Source organism: Streptomyces endophyticus (genome assembly GCF_035798155.1).
GTDB lineage: Bacteria > Actinomycetota > Actinomycetes > Streptomycetales > Streptomycetaceae > Streptomyces > Streptomyces endophyticus.
In genome coordinates this window covers 25,717-45,726 of sequence record NZ_JAOZYC010000098.1, presented here as the reverse complement: position 1 = coordinate 45,726, position 20,010 = coordinate 25,717, and the positions used below count along the sequence as shown (strand labels likewise).

The window sequence follows — 20,010 nt, the reverse complement described above, 5'->3', positions numbered from 1 at the left end:
CGCCCCGGCGCCCTCGGGAGGGCCCGCATGTCCGGCAGTACGTTGTGCTTCGTCGAGAGCCCGGTACAGCTCCTCAACGTCCTGGAGTGGGCACACCACCAAGAGGTCACCGCGACCGTCGTGGTGCTCTCGCCCACCGACCCGATGACCCGCGGCCAGCTGCGCCGCATGGCCCAACTCGCCCGCGCCGAAGGACACACGGTGCGCTGGGAGGAGGCCCGCGGCGGCGCGGGCGCGCCCTTCCAGACGATCGGCGGGCTCGCCCCTTCGCTGCGCAGGGCCGACCGGATCGTTCTCGGCGACCCGTTCTCCCGCTACGTACAGCTGCTGCTCACGATCACTCGTGCCCGCGAGCTCGTCGTCGTCGACGACGGCACCGCCACCATGGAGTTCGTCGCCCAACTGGTGCGCGGCGAACGGCTCGTGCGCTGGCACCGGCGCGGTGGCAGGACGGGCCCGCGCGACCTCGTCTTCGGGCCCGTCGCCGCCGCCGCGCGCCGCAGGCTCGCCGCGCACGCGCGCCGCGACTCGGTGTCCGTGTTCACGTCGATGCCGGTGGCCGAGGTCCCCGATGGCGTCACGGTGACCTCCAACGACTACGCCTGGACCCGCGCCCGGTTCGGTCCGCCCCGGATCACGCGCGGCGCCGACCTGGTCGGAACCTCCCTGGTGGAGACGGGAGTCGTCGACCTGGAGCAGTACCTCGGCGCGGTCCGCGAACTGGCCCGCGCGCACGGCGCCACCCGCTACTTCGCGCACCGCCGCGAGAGCTCCGACAAGCTGCACCGTCTCGCCACCGAGATAGGCCTGGAGATCGTCCGCCCCGACCTGCCCCTGGAGCTGATCGCCCGGCGCGGCCCCATCGGCCGGACGATCCTCAGCTTCCCCTCGACCGTCGTGCACACCCTGCCGATCGCCCTCGCGGGTACGGGCGTGAAGGTCGCGGTGTGCGAGATCGACCCGACGTGGCTGCGCCACGGCGTCTCGGACCACGCGCAGGGGTTCTTGGCGGGGATCTCGGGATCGGCGCGGGGCGTGGTGCGGACGGGGTGAAACGCGGTGGCCTCCATAGCGACGCAGGCCGTACGCTCGCCCTTGTGACCAGCCCCGAGTCCGACAGACTCCGGCCACCGGCAGCCGTCCGGTGGCCTTCTTCCGCGCATCGTTGAGACCCGTCCTTACTGGTTCTATTGGATCTACTGGACCGGACCGGACCGGGCTTCCGCTGACGCACGCCGCAGTCATCGCCACCGCTCGCACGGCTTGCCGGAACCGCGACCACACCCCCTTCTCCACTCTCCACGGTCACGGAGTCCGTCGTGCCTTTCGCTCTCCACCTGCTCGCCCTCGCCGTCTTCGCGCAGGGAACATCCGAGTTCATGCTCTCGGGGCTCGGCCCCGACATCGCCCACGACCTGGGCGTCTCCATCCCCGCCGCCGGTGCGCTCACGTCCGCCTTCGCGATCGGCATGGTCGTCGGAGCGCCGCTCACGGCCGTACTCGCCGTGCGGTGGCCACGCCGCCCGGCCCTCTTCGGCTTCCTCCTCGCCTTCGCCCTCGTGCACGTCGTCGGCGCGTTGACGACGAGCTTCCCCGTACTGCTCGGCACGCGCGTCGTCGCGGCGCTCGCCAACGCCGGGTTCCTCGCGGTCGCCCTCGCCACGGCGGTGGGCATGGTCGCCCCCGACGCCAAGGGCCGCGCCACGTCGATCCTGCTCGGCGGCACCACCCTGGCCTGCGTCGCGGGCGTGCCCGGCGGGGCGATGCTCGGTCAACTCCTGGGCTGGCGGGCCGCGTTCTGGGCCGTCGCGCTGATCTGCGTACCCGCGATGATCGCCGTGCTGCGGTCGGTGCCCGCGTCGGGACCCGGTGCACGCGGTGACGTCCGAACGGAGCTGCGGGCCCTGCGCACTCCGCGCCTACGCACTCCGCGCCCGCGCACTCCGCGCCTGCTCACGGTGCTGCTGCTCGGCGCGCTGGTCAACGCCGCCACGTTCTGCACGTTCACGTACCTGGCGCCCGTCGCCACGGAGGTCACCGGGATCGGCGAGGCCTGGATCCCGGCGCTGCTCGCCCTCTTCGGCCTCGGCTCGTTCGCCGGGGTCGGCGCGGCGGGCCGCCTCTCGGACACGCATCCGAAGCGGGTCCTGGTGCTCGGCGGGGCGGCGCTCCTGCTCGGCTGGCTCCTCTTCGCGCTCCTCGCGGGAAACCCCCTGGCGACCCTCGCCCTCGCCTTCACCCAGGGCGCCCTCTCCTTCGCGGTCGGCTCCACCCTGATCGCCCAGGCCCTCTACGCGGCATCCGCCGCCCCCACCCTCGCGGGCGGCCTCGCGACCGCCGCCCTCAACACGGGCGCGGCGCTCGGCCCCTGGGCCGGCGGGCTCGCGATCGGGGGCGGGCTCGGGTACCGGGGGGTGCCGGTGGTGAGCGCGTTGCTGGTGGCGCTGGCGTTCGTTGTGGCGGGAGCGGCGTCAGCGACAAGCCGTGTCAGTGATCAACGCTGCCCGCCGGTGCCACCCATTGGACCGGCTGGCCGGTGATGGAGGCGATCATGTCGAAGTCGCTGTCGTAGTGGAGAACGGTCAGCCGGTGCAGTTCTGCCGTGGCGGCGATCAGGAGATCGGGGAGGGAAAGGGCGCGGTGGAAACCGGCGTTGAGGGCGTGTCGTTGGGTTTCCAGGGCGCGGGCGAAGGTGCTGTCGTCGCAGGTGAGGTAGTCGAATGCGTGGAGCCACGTGCTGATGCGAATGGCTTCGGCCGTGGTGCGTGCGGAATGCACCATCTCGTATTCGGTGGGCTGGCACACGGCTAGCAGGTAGCGATCGTGCAGCGGCGTCAGCACTTCCTTGACCTTGGGCTTCGCCCAACGGGCCAGGGCGGATTTGTCGATGAGGTAGCGGTCCTGCATCAAGCGGCCCGGCCGTCGGCCCGTTTGAGGGAGCCATCGGCGTTGCGCGGCCCGGTGCTGTCGATGATCTCGCTGAAGTCGAGCTCGCCGGACTCTATGGCGTCGAAGCCTTCCTGGCGCAGGTGGCGCTTGACGGCATCTTCCATGGCCAGGCGCACGGCCTTCGCCTTCGTCTTGGTGCCGAAGATGCGCATGGCCTCGGTGACCATGGCCTCATCGAGGTCAATGACGGTCCTGGACATGGGGACCCCCTTCTCGTGGGAAGCGTGCCACGCAAAACGATACCATTAAATTGGGGTTGGTGATATCGTTTCGTGGGTGCCCGCCCCGCGTTCCACCTGGTCACCCTTTGTGATGACGGGATTCGATTGCTGCGACTACCGTGGATGACCAGGCAGATGATCCCGTCCATGGGAGGAACCATGACCGCAGAGCCGATCGCCGGGCACGAGTCCGAGCGAGGCTGTCGCTGGCCGGTGCCGCCGCAGGACGGGTACACCGTGGACGATCTGTTCACCTTGCCCGACCTCCCGCCGCATACCGAGCTGATCGACGGGAGCCTCGTCTTCGTGAGTCCGCAGCGAGATTTTCACAGCACCATGATTGACCTTCTGATGACCGGGCTGCGTCGCACGGTTCCGGAGCACCTCAAGGTCCGACGCGAGATGACCGTCGTTCTCGACCGTCGCAACGGACCGGAGCCCGACATCAGCGTCGTCCGCGCCGATTCGGTCACCGGTCTGGAGCAGACCCGCTTCGCCGCCGCCGACGTCCTCCTGGCCGTCGAGGTCGTCTCCCCGGACTCCGAGGCGCGCGACCACGACACCAAGCCGCACAAGTACGCGGCCGCGGGCATCCCGCACTTCTGGCTGGTCGAGTCGGCGGGCTCCGATCGGCATCCCGTGGTGCGGGTCTACGAACTCGACCCGGTGTCCAAGACGTACGCCGTGACGGGGATCCATCACGACCAACTGAAGATCGGTGTCCCGTACGACATCGACATCGACGTGAGCCTCGAAGCGCTACGGAAGTTGTGACGACCGGGAGCGGCCTACCGGGCATAGACGCAGGTCGAAAAGGAATGTCATACCCTCCCTGCGCGATCCATATGCGCATCGCGGCCATCTTTCTTACCCCAATCCGACTGAACTTTTGTTGATCGTGGGTTAGTTGGCCCCTGCATCGCCCTACCCTTCAGAGGGTGAACCAGTTGAAGTCCCGTGAGTCAGAGGCCGACAAGCCCGGGGAATCCGTGCCGGGCACCGCACTTCCGGGTGCGTTGCCCGAGGCGCTCCGCGCCGAACTCGTCGCCTTCAGGCGCGACATGCACATGCACCCCGAGCTGGGCAATCAGGAGTTCCGCACCACCGCGGCGCTCAAGACCCGCCTGGAGAAGGCCGGGCTCGCGCCGCGCCTGCTCGGCATGGGGACCGGCCTCATCTGTGACATCGGCACCGAGGACGGCGAGTGGCGCGGCGGGCGCGGCATGCTCGCGCTGCGTGCGGACATCGACGCGCTGCCCATCCCGGACACCAAGACGGACTGCGCGTACCGGTCGACGGTGCCGGACCGGGCGCACGCCTGCGGTCACGACGTGCACACCACGGTCGTGCTCGGCGCAGGTCTCGTCCTCGCGGAGCTGCACCGCAAGGGGCAACTGCCGCACCCCGTACGGCTGCTGTTCCAGCCGGCGGAGGAGGTGCTGCCCGGCGGCGCGCCCGACGCGATCGAGTGCGGGGTCCTGGACGGCGTACGGAGCATCATCGGCGTGCACTGCGACCCGAAGGTCGACGCGGGGAAGATCGGGATCCGGCCGGGGCCCATCACGTCGGCGTGCGATCGCCTGGAGGTCACCCTCGACGGCCCCGGGGGGCACACCGCCCGCCCGCACCTGACCACGGACCTGGTGACCGCCGCCGCCAAGGTCGCCACGGAGGTCCCGGCGCTCGTCGCCCGCCGCGTCGACGCGCGCTCGGGTCTTGCCGTCACGTGGGGCCGCCTGGAGACGGGCCACGCGTGCAACGTGATCCCGCAGCACGCCGAGCTGTCCGGCACGGTGCGCTGCCTGGACCTGGACGCGTGGCGCCAGGCGCCCGACCTCGTCCACGGTGCCATCCAGGAGATCGCGGACCTGTACCGCGCGAAGCCGGTGGTGAACTACATCCGCGGCGTCCCCCCGGTCGTCAACGACCCGGTGGTCACCGAGCTGTTGAGGGACGCGATGACGGCCCGCCGCGGGCCCGACTCCGTGGAGGACACCCAGCAGAGCCTCGGCGGCGAGGACTTCTCCTGGTATCTGGAGCACGTCCCGGGCGCGATGGCCCGCCTGGGTGTGAAGCCGCCCGGCGACCGGAGCTCCCGCGACCTCCACCAGGGCGACTTCGACGTGGACGAGTCCGCGATCGCGGTGGGCGTGGAGCTCTTCACGGCGGCGGCGCTGCTGGGCAATTCAAGCCCCTGCGGCGATTGAGCAGGCGGGGGACGGTTAACCGCAACGTAACGGCCCCCCGGCACGAAACGGTAACGCCGGAGGCAAGGGCATTCCTCGGACTTTCTACGCGCGTTATGGTGCGCCGAACTGGGCGCCATACAAGGCGTGTTGGACGAATGGGGACACCTGATGCGTCGAATACCGCGGCTCACGAAGATAGCCGTAGGCATCACCGGCCTGGCGCTCGCCGCCACCGCCTGTGGCGGCACCAGCAGCGAGAAGGGCGGAAGCGGCGACGCCAGCGGCAAGAAGCTCGGCCTCGCCATCGCGTACGACGTCGGCGGCAAGGGTGACCAGTCGTTCAACGACTCCGCCTACGAGGGCATGCTCAAGGCGAAGAAGGAGTTCGGCTACAAGACCGCCGACCAGGAGCCGAAGGACGGCGAGTCCGACGACGACAAGGTGCAGCGGCTCGCGAACCTCGCGAAGGCCGGCTACAACCCGGTCGTCGGCATCGGCTACGCCTACGGCCCGGCGATGAAGGAAGCCTCGAAGAAGTACCCGAAGACGACCTTCGGCATCGTCGACTCGGTCGTCGAGGGCAAGAACGTCGCCTCCCTGGTCTTCGCCGAGAACGAGTCCTCCTACCTGGCCGGCGTCGCCGCGGCCAAGGCCACCAAGTCCGACCACGTCGGCTTCGTCGGCGGCGTCGACAACGAACTGATCAACAAGTTCGAGGCCGGGTTCGAGCAGGGCGTCAACGACACCAAGAAGGGCGTGGACATCGAGGTCCAGTACCTCGACGAGGACCCGGCCAAGGGGTTCGCCTCGCCTGACCTCGGCAAGGCCGCCGCCGAGAAGCAGCTGGAGGACGGCGCCGACGTGATCTACCACGCGGCGGGCCTGTCGGGGCAGGGCGTCATCAAGGCGGCCGCCGAGCAGAAGAAGTGGGTCATCGGCGTCGACTCCGACCAGTACCAGCAGAAGACCCTCGCCAAGTACAAGGACTACATCCTGACTTCGGCGCTCAAGGAGGTCGGCGGGTCCGTCTACTCGCTGGCCAAGTCCGTCGAGGACGGCAAGCCGCTGACCGGTGTGCAGACCTTCGACCTCAAGGTCGACGGCGTAGGAGCCTCGGAGTCCAACCCGAAGTTCAAGGAGATCGCAGGTCTCTCCGACGCGGTCGCCAAGGCCAAGAAGGGCATCGTCGACGGCTCCATCAAGGTGCAGACGAAGCCCGAGAAGAAGTGATCCGGACGATCTGAGCGCGATCCGAGCTCGATCCGAGCCCGATCCGAGCGGTGCCGCCGGTGCGTCTCACCGGCGGCACCGCAAACCCGGTCGTATACGGCCTCGTACCCCCGTCGATAACAGTCTGGACAACCAGGGTTCTCTGTCAGGTCTACGCGCGTTACTCTGCGGCGAACTCAGCGTCGGCCCCCTGCCGTTCCGGCGCTTGTACGAAGGAGCACTTCTCATGCGCCGGGTTTCCCGTATAGCGGTCGCAGGCACCGCCACCGCTTCGCTCGCCCTCGCCCTCTCCGCCTGCGGAGGCACCTCGTCGGACGCCCAGTCGTCCTCCGACGGCGGCAAGGACAAGGGCCTCGCCATCGCCTACGACGTCGGCGGCAAGGGCGACCAGTCGTTCAACGACGCCGCCTACGACGGCCTTCGCCAGGCCAAGAAGGAGTTCGGCTACCAGGTCGCCGACCAGGAGCCGAAGGACGGCGAGTCCGACGACGACAAGACCCAGCGCCTCGTCCAGCTGGCGAAGATGGGTTACAACCCGGTCGTCGGCATCGGCTACGCGTACGCCCCCGCCGTCAAGGAGGCCGCCGCGAAGTACCCGAAGACCACCTTCGGCATCGTCGACGACGCCACCGCCAAGGGCGACAACATCGCTGACCTGGTCTTCCAGGAGAACGAGGTCTCCTACCTCGCCGGTGTCACCGCGGCGCTGAAGACCAAGTCCGACACGGTCGGCTTCGTCGGCGGCGTGGACAACGCGCTGATCAACAAGTTCCAGGCGGGCTTCGAGCAGGGCGTCAAGGACACCAAGAAGGGCGTCAAGGTCGAGGTCCAGTACCTCGACGAGGACCCCGCCAAGGGCTTCGCCTCGCCGGACCTCGGCAAGGCCGCCGCCGAGAAGCAGCTGGAGGACGGCGCCGACGTCGTCTACCACGCGGCCGGTCTTTCGGGGCAGGGCGTCATCGAGGCGGCCGCCGCCGAGAAGGCGTACGCGATCGGCGTCGACTCCGACCAGTACGCGCAGGCGCCGCTGAAGAAGTACAAGAAGTACATCATCACCTCCGCCACCAAGGACGTCGCCAAGGCGATCCTCAACCTGGCGCAGTCGGTCGAGGACGGCAAGCCGGAGACCGGCGTCGTCACCGGCGACCTGAAGTCCGGCGAGGTCTCCCTCGCCGCGTCCAACCCGGAGTTCAAGAGCGACTCCAAGCTCCAGGCGGCCCTGAAGAAGGCCGAGCAGGGCATCGTCGGCGGCTCCGTGAAGGTGCCGGTCAAGCCCCAGAAGTAACACGCGGGAAGCCAGGGCCTGGCATGGGCGCGGGGAGGTCGCTGCATCCTTCGGGAGTCCCACGGGAGTCCTGCGGGAGGAGCCTTCTTCCTCGCGCCCTGTTCATGCGATCCTGCTCGAACTCACTTCTCGCACACCGCTGTTGGGGCGCTACGCGTGTAGGCGACCCCCTTCCCCAGGAGAGTGCGCCATCGCCACGTCAAGCTCCCCGCCGGCCGACACGGTCGCCCCCGTCGCCGTGGAACTCAAGGGCATCACCAAGCGGTTCCCCGGCGTGGTCGCCAACCACGACATCCGCCTCACCGTCCACAAGGGCACCGTGCACGCCCTCGTAGGGGAGAACGGGGCGGGAAAGTCCACCCTGATGAAGATCCTCTACGGCATGCAGAAGCCGGACGAGGGCACCATCACCATCGCCGGGGAGCAGGTCTCCTACTCCTCGCCCGCCGACGCCATCGTCCGCGGCATCGGCATGGTCCACCAGCACTTCATGCTCGCGGACAACCTGACCGTCCTGGAGAACGTCGTCCTCGGCAGCGAGAAGCTGTACGGGATCGGCGGCAGGGCCCGCCGCAAGATCCTTGAGATATCCGAGCGTTACGGGCTCGGAGTGCGCCCCGACGTCCTCGTGGAGGACCTCGGCGTCGCCGACCGGCAGCGCGTGGAGATCCTCAAGGTCCTCTACCGCGGCGCCACCACCCTGATCCTCGACGAGCCGACCGCCGTGCTCGTCCCGCAGGAGGTCGACGCGCTCTTCGACAACCTGCGCGGGCTCAAGGCCGAGGGCCTCTCCGTCATCTTCATCTCGCACAAGCTCGGCGAAGTCCTCTCCGTGGCCGACGAGATCACCGTCATCCGGCGCGGCACGACGGTCGGCACGGCCGTCCCCGCCGAGACCACGTCGAAGCAGCTCGCCGAGCTGATGGTCGGCAGCGAACTGCCCACCCCGGAGACGGCGGAGTCCACCGTCACCGACCGCCCCGTCGTCGAGGTCGAGGAGCTGCGCCTCGCGGCCCCCCACGGCGGCAAACCGCTCCTCGACGGCATCACCTTCACCATCCACGCCGGCGAGGTCCTCGGTCTCGCGGGCGTCGAGGGCAACGGGCAGACGGAGCTGATCGAGGCGCTGATCGGCCTTGAGCACGCGGACAGCGGCACCATCAAGCTGCTCGGCGAGGAGATCACCTCCTGGGCCACCCGCAGGCGCCGCGAGTCGGGCATCGGCTACATCCCCGAGGACCGGCACCGCCACGGCCTCGTCCTGAGCGCCCCGCTGTGGGAGAACCGGATGCTCGGCCATGTCACCGAGCGGCCCAACAGCAAGGGCTTCTGGCTCGACCCGAAGGGCGCGCAGGCCGACACCGAGCGGATCGTCAAGGAGTACGACGTCCGCACCCCCGGCATCGACGTCACCGCGGACTCCCTGTCGGGCGGCAACCAGCAGAAGCTGATCGTGGGCCGGGAGATGAGCCACACGCCCAAGTTCCTGATCGCCGCCCACCCCACCCGCGGTGTGGACGTCGGCGCGCAGGCGCAGATCTGGGACCAGATCCGCGCGGCCCGCCACGAGGGGCTCGCCGTGCTGCTCATCTCGGCCGACCTCGACGAGCTGATCGGCCTCTCCGACACCCTCCGGGTCATCTACGACGGCCGCTTGGTGGCCGACGCGGACCCGGCCGCCATCACCCCGGAAGAGCTGGGATCCGCCATGACCGGTGCGGCCTCGGGCCACCTGGAGCACACGGAAGACGGTGCCTGACCATGAACACCAGTAAGCGCAGGGCCGGCATCGACACGGAGCGGGTCCTTCTCGCGGTGGCGGGACCGGTCATCGCCCTCGTCGTGGCGTTCGCCCTGACCGCGATCGTGCTCGTGGCCTCCGGCGAGAACCCGATCGAGCCGTTCTCGATCATGTTCGAGCAGGCGACGTTCTCCGACGTCCAGGTGCTCATCATCAATGACGCCGCGGGCCTCTACGTCGGCGCGCTCGCCGTGGCCATCGGCTTCCGGATGAACCTCTTCAACATCGGGGTCGAGGGCCAGTACCGGCTCGCCGCCTGCGTCGCCGCCATCGTCGGCGCGCACATCGCGTTCCCGGCCTTCCTCCAGATCCCGCTGCTCATCCTGTCGGCGGCCCTGACCGGCGCGATCTGGTCCGGCATCGCGGGCATCCTCAAGGTGACCCGCGGCGTCAGCGAGGTCGTCTCCACGATCATGCTGAACTCGATCGCGGCCTCGGTCATCGCGTATCTGACCCTGGAGGACGCCTTCGGCGTCGCCGTCGGCAACAACCGCACCACCGGCGAGATGGACAGGGCCGGCTGGTTCCCCGGCATCAACATGGGCGACGCGGTCGGCACCATCTACGGCTTCGTCTTCGTCGCGATCGCCCTCGGCATCGTCTACTGGGTGATGCTGAACCGCACCCGGTTCGGCTTCGATCTGCGCGCCTCCGGTGCCTCCGACACCGCGGCCGCCGCCTCCGGCGTCTCGGCGAAGAAGATGGTCCTCACGGCCATGCTCCTGTCGGGCGCCGTCGCAGGACTCGCCGGACTGCCGACGCTGCTCGGCTCGACGCACACCTTCTCCGACTCGTTCCCGGCCGCGCTCGGCTTCAACGCGATCACCGTGGCGCTGCTCGGCCGCAACAGCCCGGTCGGCATGGCGCTGGCCTCACTGCTCCTGTCCTGGCTGTTCAACGCGGCCGACCCGCTGGACCTCCAGGGCTACAGCTCCGAGATCGCCACGATCATGCAGGGCCTCATCGTGATCGCGGTCGTCGTCTCCTACGAGGCCGTCCGCGTCTGGGGCACGCGCCGCCAGCAGCAGCGCGTCGGCGCCGAACTCGCCGCGGGCCATGTCCTCACCGCCTCCGACAACAACGAGAAGAAGCAGGAGGTGGCCGCCCGATGAGTACGGCTCCCGTTCTCGACAAGCCCGCCGCGCCCGCGACGCGGCGCAAGCTCAGCCTCCCGGTCCTCCTCCTGATCATCGCGGGCCTGCTCTGCCTGGTCTCCGCGGTCCGCCTGATCACCGACGCCAACGGCCTCACCTCCGTCAGCCAGATGTCGACCGCGCTCCAACTCGCCGTACCCATCGGCATGGCGGGCCTCGGCGGTCTGTGGGCCGAGCGCGCGGGCGTCGTCAACATCGGCCTCGAAGGCATGCTGATCCTCGGCACCTGGTTCGGCGCCTGGGCCGGCTACCAGTGGGGCCCCTGGGTCGGTGTGCTCGCCGCCCTGATCGGCGGGGCGCTCGGCGGCCTGGTGCACGCCCTCGCCACGGTCACCTTCAACGTCAACCACATCGTCTCCGGTGTGGCCATCAACATCCTCGCCCTCGGCGCCACCCGCTACCTCTCCGTCCTGATGTACGACGGGATGGAGGGCGCCACCTCCCGGCAGTCGCCCGCGGTGCCGTCGCTGGGCGAGTTCACGGTCCCCGGACTCGCGGACGCCCTCGCCGACCTCAACAAGCAGGGCTGGTTCCTGATCTCCGACGTCGCGGGCCTGCTCGGCGGCGTCATGACGGGCGTGTCCTGGCTGACGCTGATCGCGGTGCTCCTGGTCCCCGCCTCCTGGTGGATCCTGTGGCGCACGTCGTTCGGCCTGCGGCTGCGGTCCTGCGGCGAGAACCCGGTCGCGGCCGAGTCCCTCGGCGTCAACGTCATCAAGTACAAGTACGTCGCCGTGATCGTCTCCGGCGCCCTCGCGGGCCTCGGCGGGGCGTTCCTCTCGATGGTCTCCTCCAACTACTACCTGGAGGGCCAGACCGGCGGCCGCGGCTACATCGGCCTCGCCGCGATGATCTTCGGCAACTGGATGCCGGGCGGACTCGCCCTGGGCGCGGGTCTGTTCGGCTACAGCGACACGCTCAAGGTGCGCGGCGGCACGGAGAACACCCACGCGCTGCTCCTGCTGATCGCGATCCTCGCGCTGCTCGCGGTGGCCTGGCTGATCTGGAAGAAGAAGTACGTCGGCGGAGTCGTCACCCTGGCCGTCTCGATCCTCCTCTTCTTCTGGTACTCCTCCACCGATTCGGTACCGAGCCAGGTCGCCACGGCCATGCCGTACGTCCTGACCATGCTCGTCCTGGCACTCTCGGCACAACGCCTGCGGATGCCGAAGGCGAACGGCAAGCCGTACCGGAAGGGGCAGGGCACGTGACGGTCGACTGGGAGCACCTGAGAGCGGCGGCGCGCGAGGCGATGTCCCGTGCGTACGCCCCGTACTCCGGCTTCCCGGTCGGCGCGGCCGCCCTCGTCGACGACGGCCGCACCGTCACCGGCTGCAACGTCGAGAACGCGTCGTACGGCCTCGGCCTGTGCGCGGAGTGCGGCCTCGTCTCGCAACTGGTCGCCACGGGCGGCGGCCGCCTCACCCACTTCACGTGCGTGGACGGCAAGGGCGAACTGCTCATGCCGTGCGGCCGCTGCCGACAGCTCCTGTACGAGTTCGGGGGCGCGGAACTGCTGATGGAGACGGGGGCGGGGGTGCGGACGCTGGGGCAGATGCTGCCGGAGGCGTTCGGTCCCGAGCACCTGGGCTGACCGTAGGGCTCGCACGGATGTCACACCCGCGGGCCCGCCGGTGTCTTTATGCCGAAGGGGCGGGGCCGAAAGGCCCGGAGCCCGACCGGACAGTCCAGGAGGACAGGCATCATGGCGCTTCGCATCGCAAAGGCGGAACTCCCCGACGAGCTCAAGAACGGCATGGTCGACCAGCTCGGCGCGGTCATGGAGCCCGCCGAAGTGCTCTGGCACAACCCGAAGGTCGCCCAGGACGGCCTCGGACTCGGCCGCCAGGTCGCCCAGTGGGACGCGGCCGACGCGAGCCTCAAGTCGTTCGCGCACATGGCGGTCGCGGCGCAGGTCGGTTGCAGCTGGTGCCTCGACGTCGGCTACTTCCAGGCACAGAACGAGAAGTTGGACCTGACGAAGGCGAGCCAGGTACCGCGCTGGCGCGCGTCCGACGCCTTCACCCCGCTGGAGCGGGACGTCATGGAGTACGCGGAGGCCATGACGAACACCCCGCCGACCGTCACCGACGAGCTGTACGCGGGCCTGCTCGACCGGCTCGGCGCCGCGGCGATGGTCGAACTCACCACGTACATCGCCTTCGTCAACTTCTCGACGCGCGGCAACACGGCCCACGGCATCAGCTCGCAGGGCTTCTCGGAGGCCTGCGAGATCCCCCTGGAGGCCCGCGCGTAATGGCAGAGTCGTCGTCGGATGCCTTCATCACCCACCGCAGCCTGCTCTTCACGGTCGCCTACGAGATGCTCGGCTCGGCGGCCGACGCGGAGGACGTGTTGCAGGAGTCCTGGCTGCGGTGGGCCGACGCGGACCGGACCGAGGTGCGCGACCCGCGCGCGTACCTCGTCCGGATCGTCACGCGCCAGTCCCTCAACCGGCTGCGCACCCTGTCACGCCGCCGCGAGGATTACGTCGGCCAATGGCTCCCGGAACCGCTCCTGACCAGCCCGGATGTCGCGGACGACATCGAACTGGCGGAGAGCGTCTCGATCGCCCTCCTCACGGTCCTGGAAACCCTCGGCCCGACGGAACGCGCGGTCTTCGTCCTCCGCGAGGTCTTCGACGTCCCGTACGGGGAGATCGCCGAGGCCGTCGGCAGGTCGGCGGCCACCGTGCGGCAGATCGCGCGGCGGGCCCGCGACCACGTGGCGGCGCGACAGCCGCGCATGAAGGTGGCGCGCTCGGAGCAACAGGCGGTGGTGGAACGCTTCTTGGCGGCCATGAGCACGGGGAACCTGCAAGGACTGATGGAGGTCATGGCCCCCGATGTCGTCATGATCGCCGACGGCGGCGGGCGGGTGGCCGCGGCGCTGCTCCCGCTGCACGGAGTCGACGTCGTGGCGACGCTGCTCGCGTCGGCGAAGACCAAGGTGGCCGAACTGGCCACGACCCCGGTGTGGTTCAACGCCGCCCCGGCGGCCCGCATCGACTTCGACGGCGAACCGGCGGCGGTGAGCGTGCTGGTGGACGACGGCCGCATCACCCACATCTACGTAACCCGCAACCCGGAGAAACTGACCCGGATCGACGAGGAGGCGGACCTGGACATTTCAAGCCTCGGCACTTCAAGCCCCTGCGGCGATTGAGCAGCGGGGTCCGGGGCAGAGCCCCGCGACCGGGACCCGGTGCGGCGTGTCAGGACTCCCGCGCCTGCCTCCGCACCATCTCCGCAATCCACGCAGGCGCATACGGCGACGTACACCCCGGCGACGTCGGATAGTCCTTGAGCACACCGAGCCGCTCCCCCATGCCCACCGCACGGACCCGATACCCGGGATGCGCGATCCCGATCTGCGCGAGACACGTGTTCATGGCCCACTGGAGCCGCTCCGGCGCACCCCGCATCTCCGCCTCGATCACGTCAAGCAGCCCACCGAGGTCGAGGCCGTCCGGCCTCTTCGTCACGCGGTCCGCCGTAAGCGCCCACCCGGCGCCCGCGACCACCGGATCCTTGTCGGTGAGCCAGGCCACGCGCAGCGCCTCCGCGTGCGGGCTCTTCTTCACCACGTAGTTGATGAGCCAGTCCTGCACCTTCGGGGCGCGCGCCTCACGCAGCATGGCGTCCAACTCGCCCTCCCCGAACGCCTTCGGCCGGCAGACGAGGAGGGCGAGGAGCCGCGCCGCCGTGTCATCGGTGGCCCACAGCTCGACCGCGAGTTCCTGCCGGGTCTTGAGGCGCTTGGCGATGGCGCGCAGTTTGCTCAGGTTCACGCCGTGGTCGTCGCCGTGCCGCTCGTTGACGGCGCGGGCCTTCGGGTCCTCCAGCCCGGCCAACTCGTCGAGCAGCTCGCGCACTGTCGTCGTGCTCGGCGCGCCCGTCGCTGTCGTCGTCGGCCTGGTCTCGGACACCGGGGTCTCCTGTCCGTCGCGGGGGTGGGCCTTCACGGTACGGGGAGAGGTACGGGACGGGCACTTCACGCGAGGCGTCTATGCGCGTAGAGTCGCGCCCTGCCGTGGAGCGTGGCGGGGTGCGTCACGCTGTGCCGAACCATTGGAGGATTTGCCATGGACGTCATCTCCGTCATCCGTACGAAGCGAGACCGCGGGCGGCTCACGGACGCGCAGATCGACTGGGTCGTCGACGCGTACACGCGGGGCGACGTCGCCGACGAGCAGATGTCGGCCCTCGCCATGGCGATCTTCCTGAACGGGATGGACCGCGCGGAGATCGCCCGCTGGACCGCCGCGATGATCAACTCCGGTGAGCGGATGGACTTCTCGGTCCTTGCGCGCCCGGCCGCCGACAAGCACTCCACGGGCGGCGTCGGGGACAAGATCACGCTGCCGCTCGCGCCCCTCGTCGCGGCCTGCGGCGCGGCCGTGCCGCAGCTGTCGGGGCGCGGCCTCGGTCACACCGGCGGCACGCTCGACAAGCTGGAGGCGATCCCCGGCTGGCGCGCGAACATCACCAACGACGAGATGATGCGCACCCTGGAGGACGTCGGCGCGGTCGTCTGCGCGCCCGGCAGCGGCCTCGCCCCCGCCGACAAGAAGCTCTACGCACTCCGCGACGTCACGGCCACCGTCGAGTGCATCCCGCTCATCGCGTCCTCGATCATGTCGAAGAAGATCGCGGAGGGCACGGGCTCGCTGGTCCTCGACGTGAAGGTCGGCTCCGGCGCCTTTATGAAGGAGATCGGCCCGGCCCGCGAACTCGCCCGCACGATGGTCGGGTTGGGCGCCGACCACGGGCTGCCGACCGTCGCCCTCGTCACCGACATGAACACCCCGCTCGGCCTGACCGCGGGCAACGCGCTCGAAGTCCGGGAATCCGTCGAGGTGTTGGCGGGCGGCGGCCCCGACGACGTCGTCGAGCTCACCCTCGCCCTCGCCCGCGAGATGCTCGACGCGGCGGGCCTGAAGGACGCCGATCCGGCGAAGGCGCTCGCCGACGGCTCGGCGATGGACGCGTGGCGGCGGATGATCGCGGCGCAGGGCGGCGACCCGGACGTGGCGCTGCCGACGGCCCGCGAGACACACGTGGTGACGGCGGGGGAGTCCGGCGTACTGACCCGCCTCGACGCGATGGGCGTGGGCCTCGCCGCCTGGCGCCTCGGCGCGGGCCGCTCCCGCAAGGAGGACCCGGTGCAGGCGGCGGCGGGCGTCGAACTGCACGCCAAGCCCGGCGACGCGGTCTTCGCCGGCCAGGTCCTCATGACCCTGCACACGGACACCCCCGAGCGGTTCTCGTACGCGCTCGAAGCGCTGGAAGGGGCGTACGACATCGCTCCGGCGGGCACCGGGTTCACGGCGCGGCCGATCGTGCTGGAGCGGATCGGCTGACAGGCCCCAGGGGTGGCCGGCCCGACACCGGACCGGTCACCCCAGCAGCGCCGCCACCACCACGAGCGCCGGTACCGACGCCATCGTCGACAACAGGATCGACTCCCGCGCCAACCGCTCACCCACTCGGTACCGGCTCGAGTACGTGAAGATGTTCTGGGCCGCCGGAAGCGCCGACGTCACCACGACGTCGAGGAGTCGCGCCCCGTGCAACCCGAACACGAAGGACGCCAGCGCCCACGCCACCATCGGCTGGCCCACCGCCTTCAGCGCCGTCGACAGCAGCACCGGCACCCGGTCCGCGCCCCGGCCGCCCGGCCAGGAACTCCCGCACAGCGAGATGCCGAACGCGATGAGGATCCCCGGCACGGACATGTTCGCGATGAGTTCCAGCGGATCGAAGATCGGGGAGGGGACCGTGATCCCCGTGGCCGACACCAGCACGCCCGAGAGCGAACCGATCGCGACCGGGTTCCGGAACGGCGTGAGCAGCCGCTGGGCCCACGTCAGCCGCTCCGCACCGGACGACGCCTCCGACAGGTCGAGCACCGTCAGCGCGATCGGCGTCACGACGAGCTGCTGGAAGAGGAGGACCGGGGCGACGAGCGAGGCGTCACCGAGGACGTACACCGCGATCGGGATCCCCAGGTTCCCGGAGTTCACCAACGACGAGCACAGCGCGCCGATCGTGGTCCGGCCCGTCCCCCAACCGCGGACGACGCCCACCGTGATGAAGATCCCGGCCACCGCAGCCGTGGAGAGCGCCGTGACCAGCAGGCTCGGCGACAGGATCACGGCCAGGTCCGCCTTGGCCAGCATGGTGAACAGCAGCGCCGGGGACGCCACATGGAACGCCAGCTTGTTCAGGACCTCCCGGCCGTTCGCGCCCAGATAGCCGCGCCGCCCGATGACGTAGCCGACCACGATGACGATCGCGATGACCGCGAAACCGTTGAGTACCCCCTGCACGCGTCAAGACTCCGTCGTGAACGGATCGCCGGTCAACGTTGATCCACTATCCGAATCAACGTGATCCAGCCCACGTGTCCGGATACGGGCGGGACCGATGAATTCCGCACCGCCGCACGGTCATTCGTACGTGGCTGCTTCCTCGCTCTCTCCCGAGTCCCCGCCCGTCGTGGTGCTCGCCGGGCCGATCCGCTCCGGCGACGCGCCCCGGCTGTGCGAGCGCCTCCACGCCGCTCTGCCGGGCGCGCCGACCGTGATCTGCGACGTCTCCCGCGTGACCACCGCCGACCTCGCGACCCTCGACGCGCTCGCCCGCATGCAGCTCGCCGCCCGCCGCGCCGGGTCACGGATGGTGCTCCGCGACCCGCCCGCGGGACTCGGCGTGCTCCTCGAACTCGCCGGGATGGCCGACGTGCTGGGAGCGCCCGACCGCGAAGGGTCAGGCGTCGAGATGGTCCGGGACGCCGAACAACGGGAACCAGCGCTGCGTGTCCAGGAAGCAGTGGTACCCCGCGATCCGCCCCGCTGAGAACTCGATGACCTGGATCGCCCAGGGCGCGAAGCCCCCCTTGTCCGGATCCGGCTTGTAGTGGGCGAACGCCGGCGTCCCGTTCGACACCACCGGCAGCAGTCGCGAACCCGCGCAGGACGCGCCGATCGTGGTCATGAAGCCCGTGATGTCCTCGGGGCCGCGCAGCCACAGGTCGAACGGCGGCATCGTCATGATGGCGTCCTCGGCGAGCAGCGCGGTGAGCGCCTTCATGTCGTAGCCCTCGAACGCCGCGACGTAGCGCTCCAGGAGCTTCTGCTGCTCCGCGTCGAGCGGATCGGACGTCGCGGAGTCCGCCGGCGGGGCCTCCGCCAGCGTCGCCCGCGCCCGCTGCAGCGCGCTGTTCACCGACGCCACCGACGTGTCGAGCAGGTCCGCGACCTCCTGCGCCTTCCACGCCAGGACCTCGCGCAGGATCAGCACCGCCCGCTGCTTCGGCGGCAGTTGCTGAAGCGCCGCGACGAACGCGAGCCGCACCGACTCCCGCGCCACGGCCGCCTCCGCCGGATCGTGCACCGTCGGCAGCACGCGGGCGTCCGGAATGGGTTCGAGCCACACATTGTCGGGGCGGGGGTTGAGCGCGACCTGGGCCAGCGGGGCCGCCGCCGTCAGGTCCATCGGGCGGGCCCGCTTGTTCCCCGCGCTCAGCGAGTCCAGGCACACGTTCGTCGCGATGCGGTACAGCCAGGAGCGCAGGCTGGAGCGGCCCTCGAACGTGGCGAAGCTGCGCCAGGCCCGCACCATCGTGTCCTGCACGGCGTCCTCGGCCTCGAACGCCGAGCCCAGCATCCGGTAGCAGTACCCGGTCAGCTCGACCCGGTGTTTCTCCAGGTCGTCGAGCCCTGCCTGTGTCGCGGTGTCACTCATGTCCCCTGCCCCCAACCACGGTTGACGCCCCCATCGCCGCTGCGAGTTCCAGCACGACGAAAGCTACCGCAGCCCACTGACAACGGCCCCCCGACCGGGAAAAAGCCCAGGTCGAGAAGCCGTCGTCGGAACGCCAGAGGCGGTTGTTCAGATCGCCGCGGGTCTCCGGGCCGCGTACGTGCCCCACACCGTGATCGCCACGACGCCGAGCACCGCGAGGAAGCCGAGGCCCACCGTTCCCGACCAGCCCGCCGCGTGGAAGGCGACGGCGCCGACGGCCGAGCCGACGCTGGACCCGACGTAGTACATGGTCTGGTAGAGCGCGGAGGCCTGCGCCCGCCCGTGCGTGGCGGTGTGGCTGACGGACGACGACGCCGTCGCGTGGCCCGCGAAGAAGCCCGCCGTGATCAGCACGAGCCCGAGCAGCACGGACACGATGTTCGGCACGAGGGCGAGCAGCAGCCCCGCCATCGTCGTACCGGCGCCCAGATACAGCGTGCCGCGCCGCCCGAGCCGGGTGACGAGGCGCCCCGCCGCGGCCGAGGAGGCGGTCCCCACCAGATAGACGATGAAGATCGAGCCGACGACACCCTGCGGGAGGGAGAAGGGCGCCGCGGACAGCCGGTAGCCGATCACCGTGTAGACCCCGCCGAACACCATCATGAACAGCGCGCCGATCAGGTACAGGCGGCGCAGCAGCGGGTTCGCGAGGTGGCTGCCGACCGTGGCGGCGAGGGCGCGCGGGCGCAGTGAGCCCGGCGTGAAGTGTCGCGGCGCAGGCAGCAGCATCCGGAACGCGACGGCGCACGCCACCGCGATCACACCGATCACCCCGACGGCCACCCGCCAGCCCCAGGCCTGCGCGATCCAGCCGCCGATGATCCGGCCGCTCATGCCGCCGATGGAGTTGCCCGCGACGAACAGTCCGATGGCCGCGACCAGCGCCTTCGGCCGTACCTCCTCCGCGAGGTACGCCATCGCGGACGCGGGGAGCCCCGCGAGGGCGGCGCCCTGGAGCGCGCGCAGCGTGATCAGCGAGCCGAGGTCCGGAGCGAAGGGGACCAGGAGCCCCACCGCGACCGCCACCGTCAGCGAGGCGGTCATCACCGTGCGCCGCCCGAACCGCTCGGACAGCGCGCTCAGCGGCAGCACGCACACCGCGAGCGCGAAGGTCGACGCGGACACCGTCCAGGCCGCCGCGCTCGCGCTCGCGCCGTAGCCGTCGGAGATGAGGGGGAGCAGGGCCTGCGTCGAGTAGAGGAGCGCGAAGGTGGCGACTCCGGCGAGGAACAGGGCGAAGCTCATGCGGCGGTAGCCGGGGCCGCCGGGCGTCAACCGGGTGTCGGCGGTGGGCTGGGTGTCGGCGACCGCGTCGGTGGAGGCGGCCGCCGGGCTACTGGCAGGTGACATGCCAAGAACGTAGGCTCACCTGC

General features: G+C 70.1%; 20 protein-coding genes. 14 read left to right on the top strand and 6 right to left on the bottom strand.

Annotated elements, in window-relative coordinates:
- The first annotated feature begins 27 nt into the window (after positions 1–27).
- The gene (locus tag OKJ99_RS14010) at positions 28–1,053 is read left to right on the top strand and encodes a hypothetical protein (protein ID WP_326016405.1); all 1,026 of its coding nucleotides are present in this window, start codon (positions 28–30) and stop codon (positions 1,051–1,053) included.
- A 266-nt stretch (positions 1,054–1,319) separates the two neighbouring features.
- Positions 1,320–2,540: a Cmx/CmrA family chloramphenicol efflux MFS transporter gene (locus tag OKJ99_RS14005; protein WP_326016404.1), complete on the top strand. Its 1,221-nt coding sequence runs from the start codon at positions 1,320–1,322 to the stop codon at positions 2,538–2,540.
- Here OKJ99_RS14005 and OKJ99_RS14000 read toward each other — a convergent pair.
- Complete coding sequence (locus tag OKJ99_RS14000; protein ID WP_326016403.1) at positions 2,488–2,907, bottom strand: PIN domain nuclease; 420 nt, start codon at positions 2,905–2,907, stop codon at positions 2,488–2,490. The two genes, OKJ99_RS14005 and OKJ99_RS14000, sit on opposite strands and share 53 nt — an antisense overlap.
- Positions 2,907–3,149, bottom strand: a complete 243-nt coding sequence (locus tag OKJ99_RS13995) for a type II toxin-antitoxin system VapB family antitoxin (protein WP_326016402.1) — start codon at positions 3,147–3,149, stop codon at positions 2,907–2,909. Before OKJ99_RS13995 ends, OKJ99_RS14000 begins: the two co-directional genes overlap by 1 nt.
- A gap of 180 nt (positions 3,150–3,329) precedes the next feature.
- Between OKJ99_RS13995 and OKJ99_RS13990 the strand changes: the two genes are divergently transcribed.
- The 10 genes from OKJ99_RS13990 to OKJ99_RS13945 all read left to right on the top strand — a co-directional run bounded on the left by OKJ99_RS13990 (position 3,330) and on the right by OKJ99_RS13945 (position 13,994).
- Positions 3,330–3,944 (top strand): Uma2 family endonuclease, encoded by a 615-nt coding sequence (locus OKJ99_RS13990; RefSeq protein ID WP_326016401.1) that lies wholly within the window; start codon positions 3,330–3,332, stop codon positions 3,942–3,944.
- Between the two features lie 164 nt (positions 3,945–4,108).
- The gene (locus OKJ99_RS13985; RefSeq protein ID WP_326016400.1) at positions 4,109–5,377 is read left to right on the top strand and encodes an amidohydrolase; all 1,269 of its coding nucleotides are present in this window, start codon (positions 4,109–4,111) and stop codon (positions 5,375–5,377) included.
- 150 nt (positions 5,378–5,527) lie between these two features.
- Entirely contained in the window at positions 5,528–6,589 is a 1,062-nt protein-coding gene (locus OKJ99_RS13980) for a BMP family lipoprotein (RefSeq protein ID WP_326016399.1), read from the top strand.
- 226 nt (positions 6,590–6,815) lie between these two features.
- On the top strand, positions 6,816–7,874 hold the full coding sequence (locus OKJ99_RS13975; RefSeq protein WP_326016398.1) for a BMP family lipoprotein: 1,059 nt from the start codon (positions 6,816–6,818) through the stop codon (positions 7,872–7,874).
- Positions 7,875–8,064: 190 nt separating this feature from the next.
- Positions 8,065–9,633, top strand: coding sequence for an ABC transporter ATP-binding protein (locus tag OKJ99_RS13970; RefSeq protein ID WP_326016501.1), 1,569 nt, complete (start codon positions 8,065–8,067; stop codon positions 9,631–9,633).
- Positions 9,634–9,635: 2 nt separating this feature from the next.
- Positions 9,636–10,787 (top strand): ABC transporter permease, encoded by a 1,152-nt coding sequence (locus OKJ99_RS13965; protein ID WP_326016397.1) that lies wholly within the window; start codon positions 9,636–9,638, stop codon positions 10,785–10,787.
- Entirely contained in the window at positions 10,784–12,040 is a 1,257-nt protein-coding gene (locus OKJ99_RS13960) for an ABC transporter permease (protein ID WP_326016396.1), read from the top strand. Before OKJ99_RS13965 ends, OKJ99_RS13960 begins: the two co-directional genes overlap by 4 nt.
- On the top strand, positions 12,037–12,423 hold the full coding sequence (locus OKJ99_RS13955) for a cytidine deaminase (protein ID WP_326016395.1): 387 nt from the start codon (positions 12,037–12,039) through the stop codon (positions 12,421–12,423). Before OKJ99_RS13960 ends, OKJ99_RS13955 begins: the two co-directional genes overlap by 4 nt.
- Before the next feature lie 111 nt (positions 12,424–12,534).
- Complete coding sequence (locus tag OKJ99_RS13950; protein ID WP_326016394.1) at positions 12,535–13,086, top strand: carboxymuconolactone decarboxylase family protein; 552 nt, start codon at positions 12,535–12,537, stop codon at positions 13,084–13,086.
- On the top strand, positions 13,086–13,994 hold the full coding sequence (locus OKJ99_RS13945; protein ID WP_326016393.1) for an RNA polymerase sigma-70 factor: 909 nt from the start codon (positions 13,086–13,088) through the stop codon (positions 13,992–13,994). The genes OKJ99_RS13950 and OKJ99_RS13945 overlap by 1 nt, the downstream gene beginning before the upstream one ends.
- Positions 13,995–14,043: 49 nt before the next feature.
- On the opposite strand, the gene OKJ99_RS13940 is transcribed toward OKJ99_RS13945, so the two are convergent.
- Positions 14,044–14,703 carry a DNA alkylation repair protein gene (locus OKJ99_RS13940; RefSeq protein ID WP_407700694.1) on the bottom strand — a complete coding sequence of 220 codons (660 nt, stop codon included), beginning with the start codon at positions 14,701–14,703 and terminating at the stop codon, positions 14,044–14,046.
- Positions 14,704–14,913: 210 nt separating this feature from the next.
- Here OKJ99_RS13940 and OKJ99_RS13935 point away from each other — a divergent pair, with 210 nt between their 5' ends.
- Positions 14,914–16,191, top strand: a complete 1,278-nt coding sequence (locus OKJ99_RS13935; RefSeq protein WP_326016391.1) for a thymidine phosphorylase — start codon at positions 14,914–14,916, stop codon at positions 16,189–16,191.
- A gap of 36 nt (positions 16,192–16,227) precedes the next feature.
- Here OKJ99_RS13935 and OKJ99_RS13930 read toward each other — a convergent pair whose 3' ends face one another.
- Positions 16,228–17,160: an AEC family transporter gene (locus tag OKJ99_RS13930; RefSeq protein WP_326016390.1), complete on the bottom strand. Its 933-nt coding sequence runs from the start codon at positions 17,158–17,160 to the stop codon at positions 16,228–16,230.
- 130 nt (positions 17,161–17,290) lie between these two features.
- Here OKJ99_RS13930 and OKJ99_RS13925 point away from each other — a divergent pair, with 130 nt between their 5' ends.
- Positions 17,291–17,689, top strand: coding sequence for an STAS domain-containing protein (locus OKJ99_RS13925; RefSeq protein ID WP_326016389.1), 399 nt, complete (start codon positions 17,291–17,293; stop codon positions 17,687–17,689).
- Here the strand turns inward: OKJ99_RS13925 and OKJ99_RS13920 are convergent.
- Both OKJ99_RS13920 and OKJ99_RS13915 read right to left on the bottom strand, forming a co-directional pair.
- Positions 17,600–18,577, bottom strand: coding sequence for a sigma-70 family RNA polymerase sigma factor (locus OKJ99_RS13920; protein WP_326016388.1), 978 nt, complete (start codon positions 18,575–18,577; stop codon positions 17,600–17,602). The two genes, OKJ99_RS13925 and OKJ99_RS13920, sit on opposite strands and share 90 nt — an antisense overlap.
- A gap of 147 nt (positions 18,578–18,724) precedes the next feature.
- Complete coding sequence (locus OKJ99_RS13915) at positions 18,725–19,987, bottom strand: MFS transporter (RefSeq protein ID WP_326016387.1); 1,263 nt, start codon at positions 19,985–19,987, stop codon at positions 18,725–18,727.
- Positions 19,988–20,010: the final 23 nt, after the last annotated feature.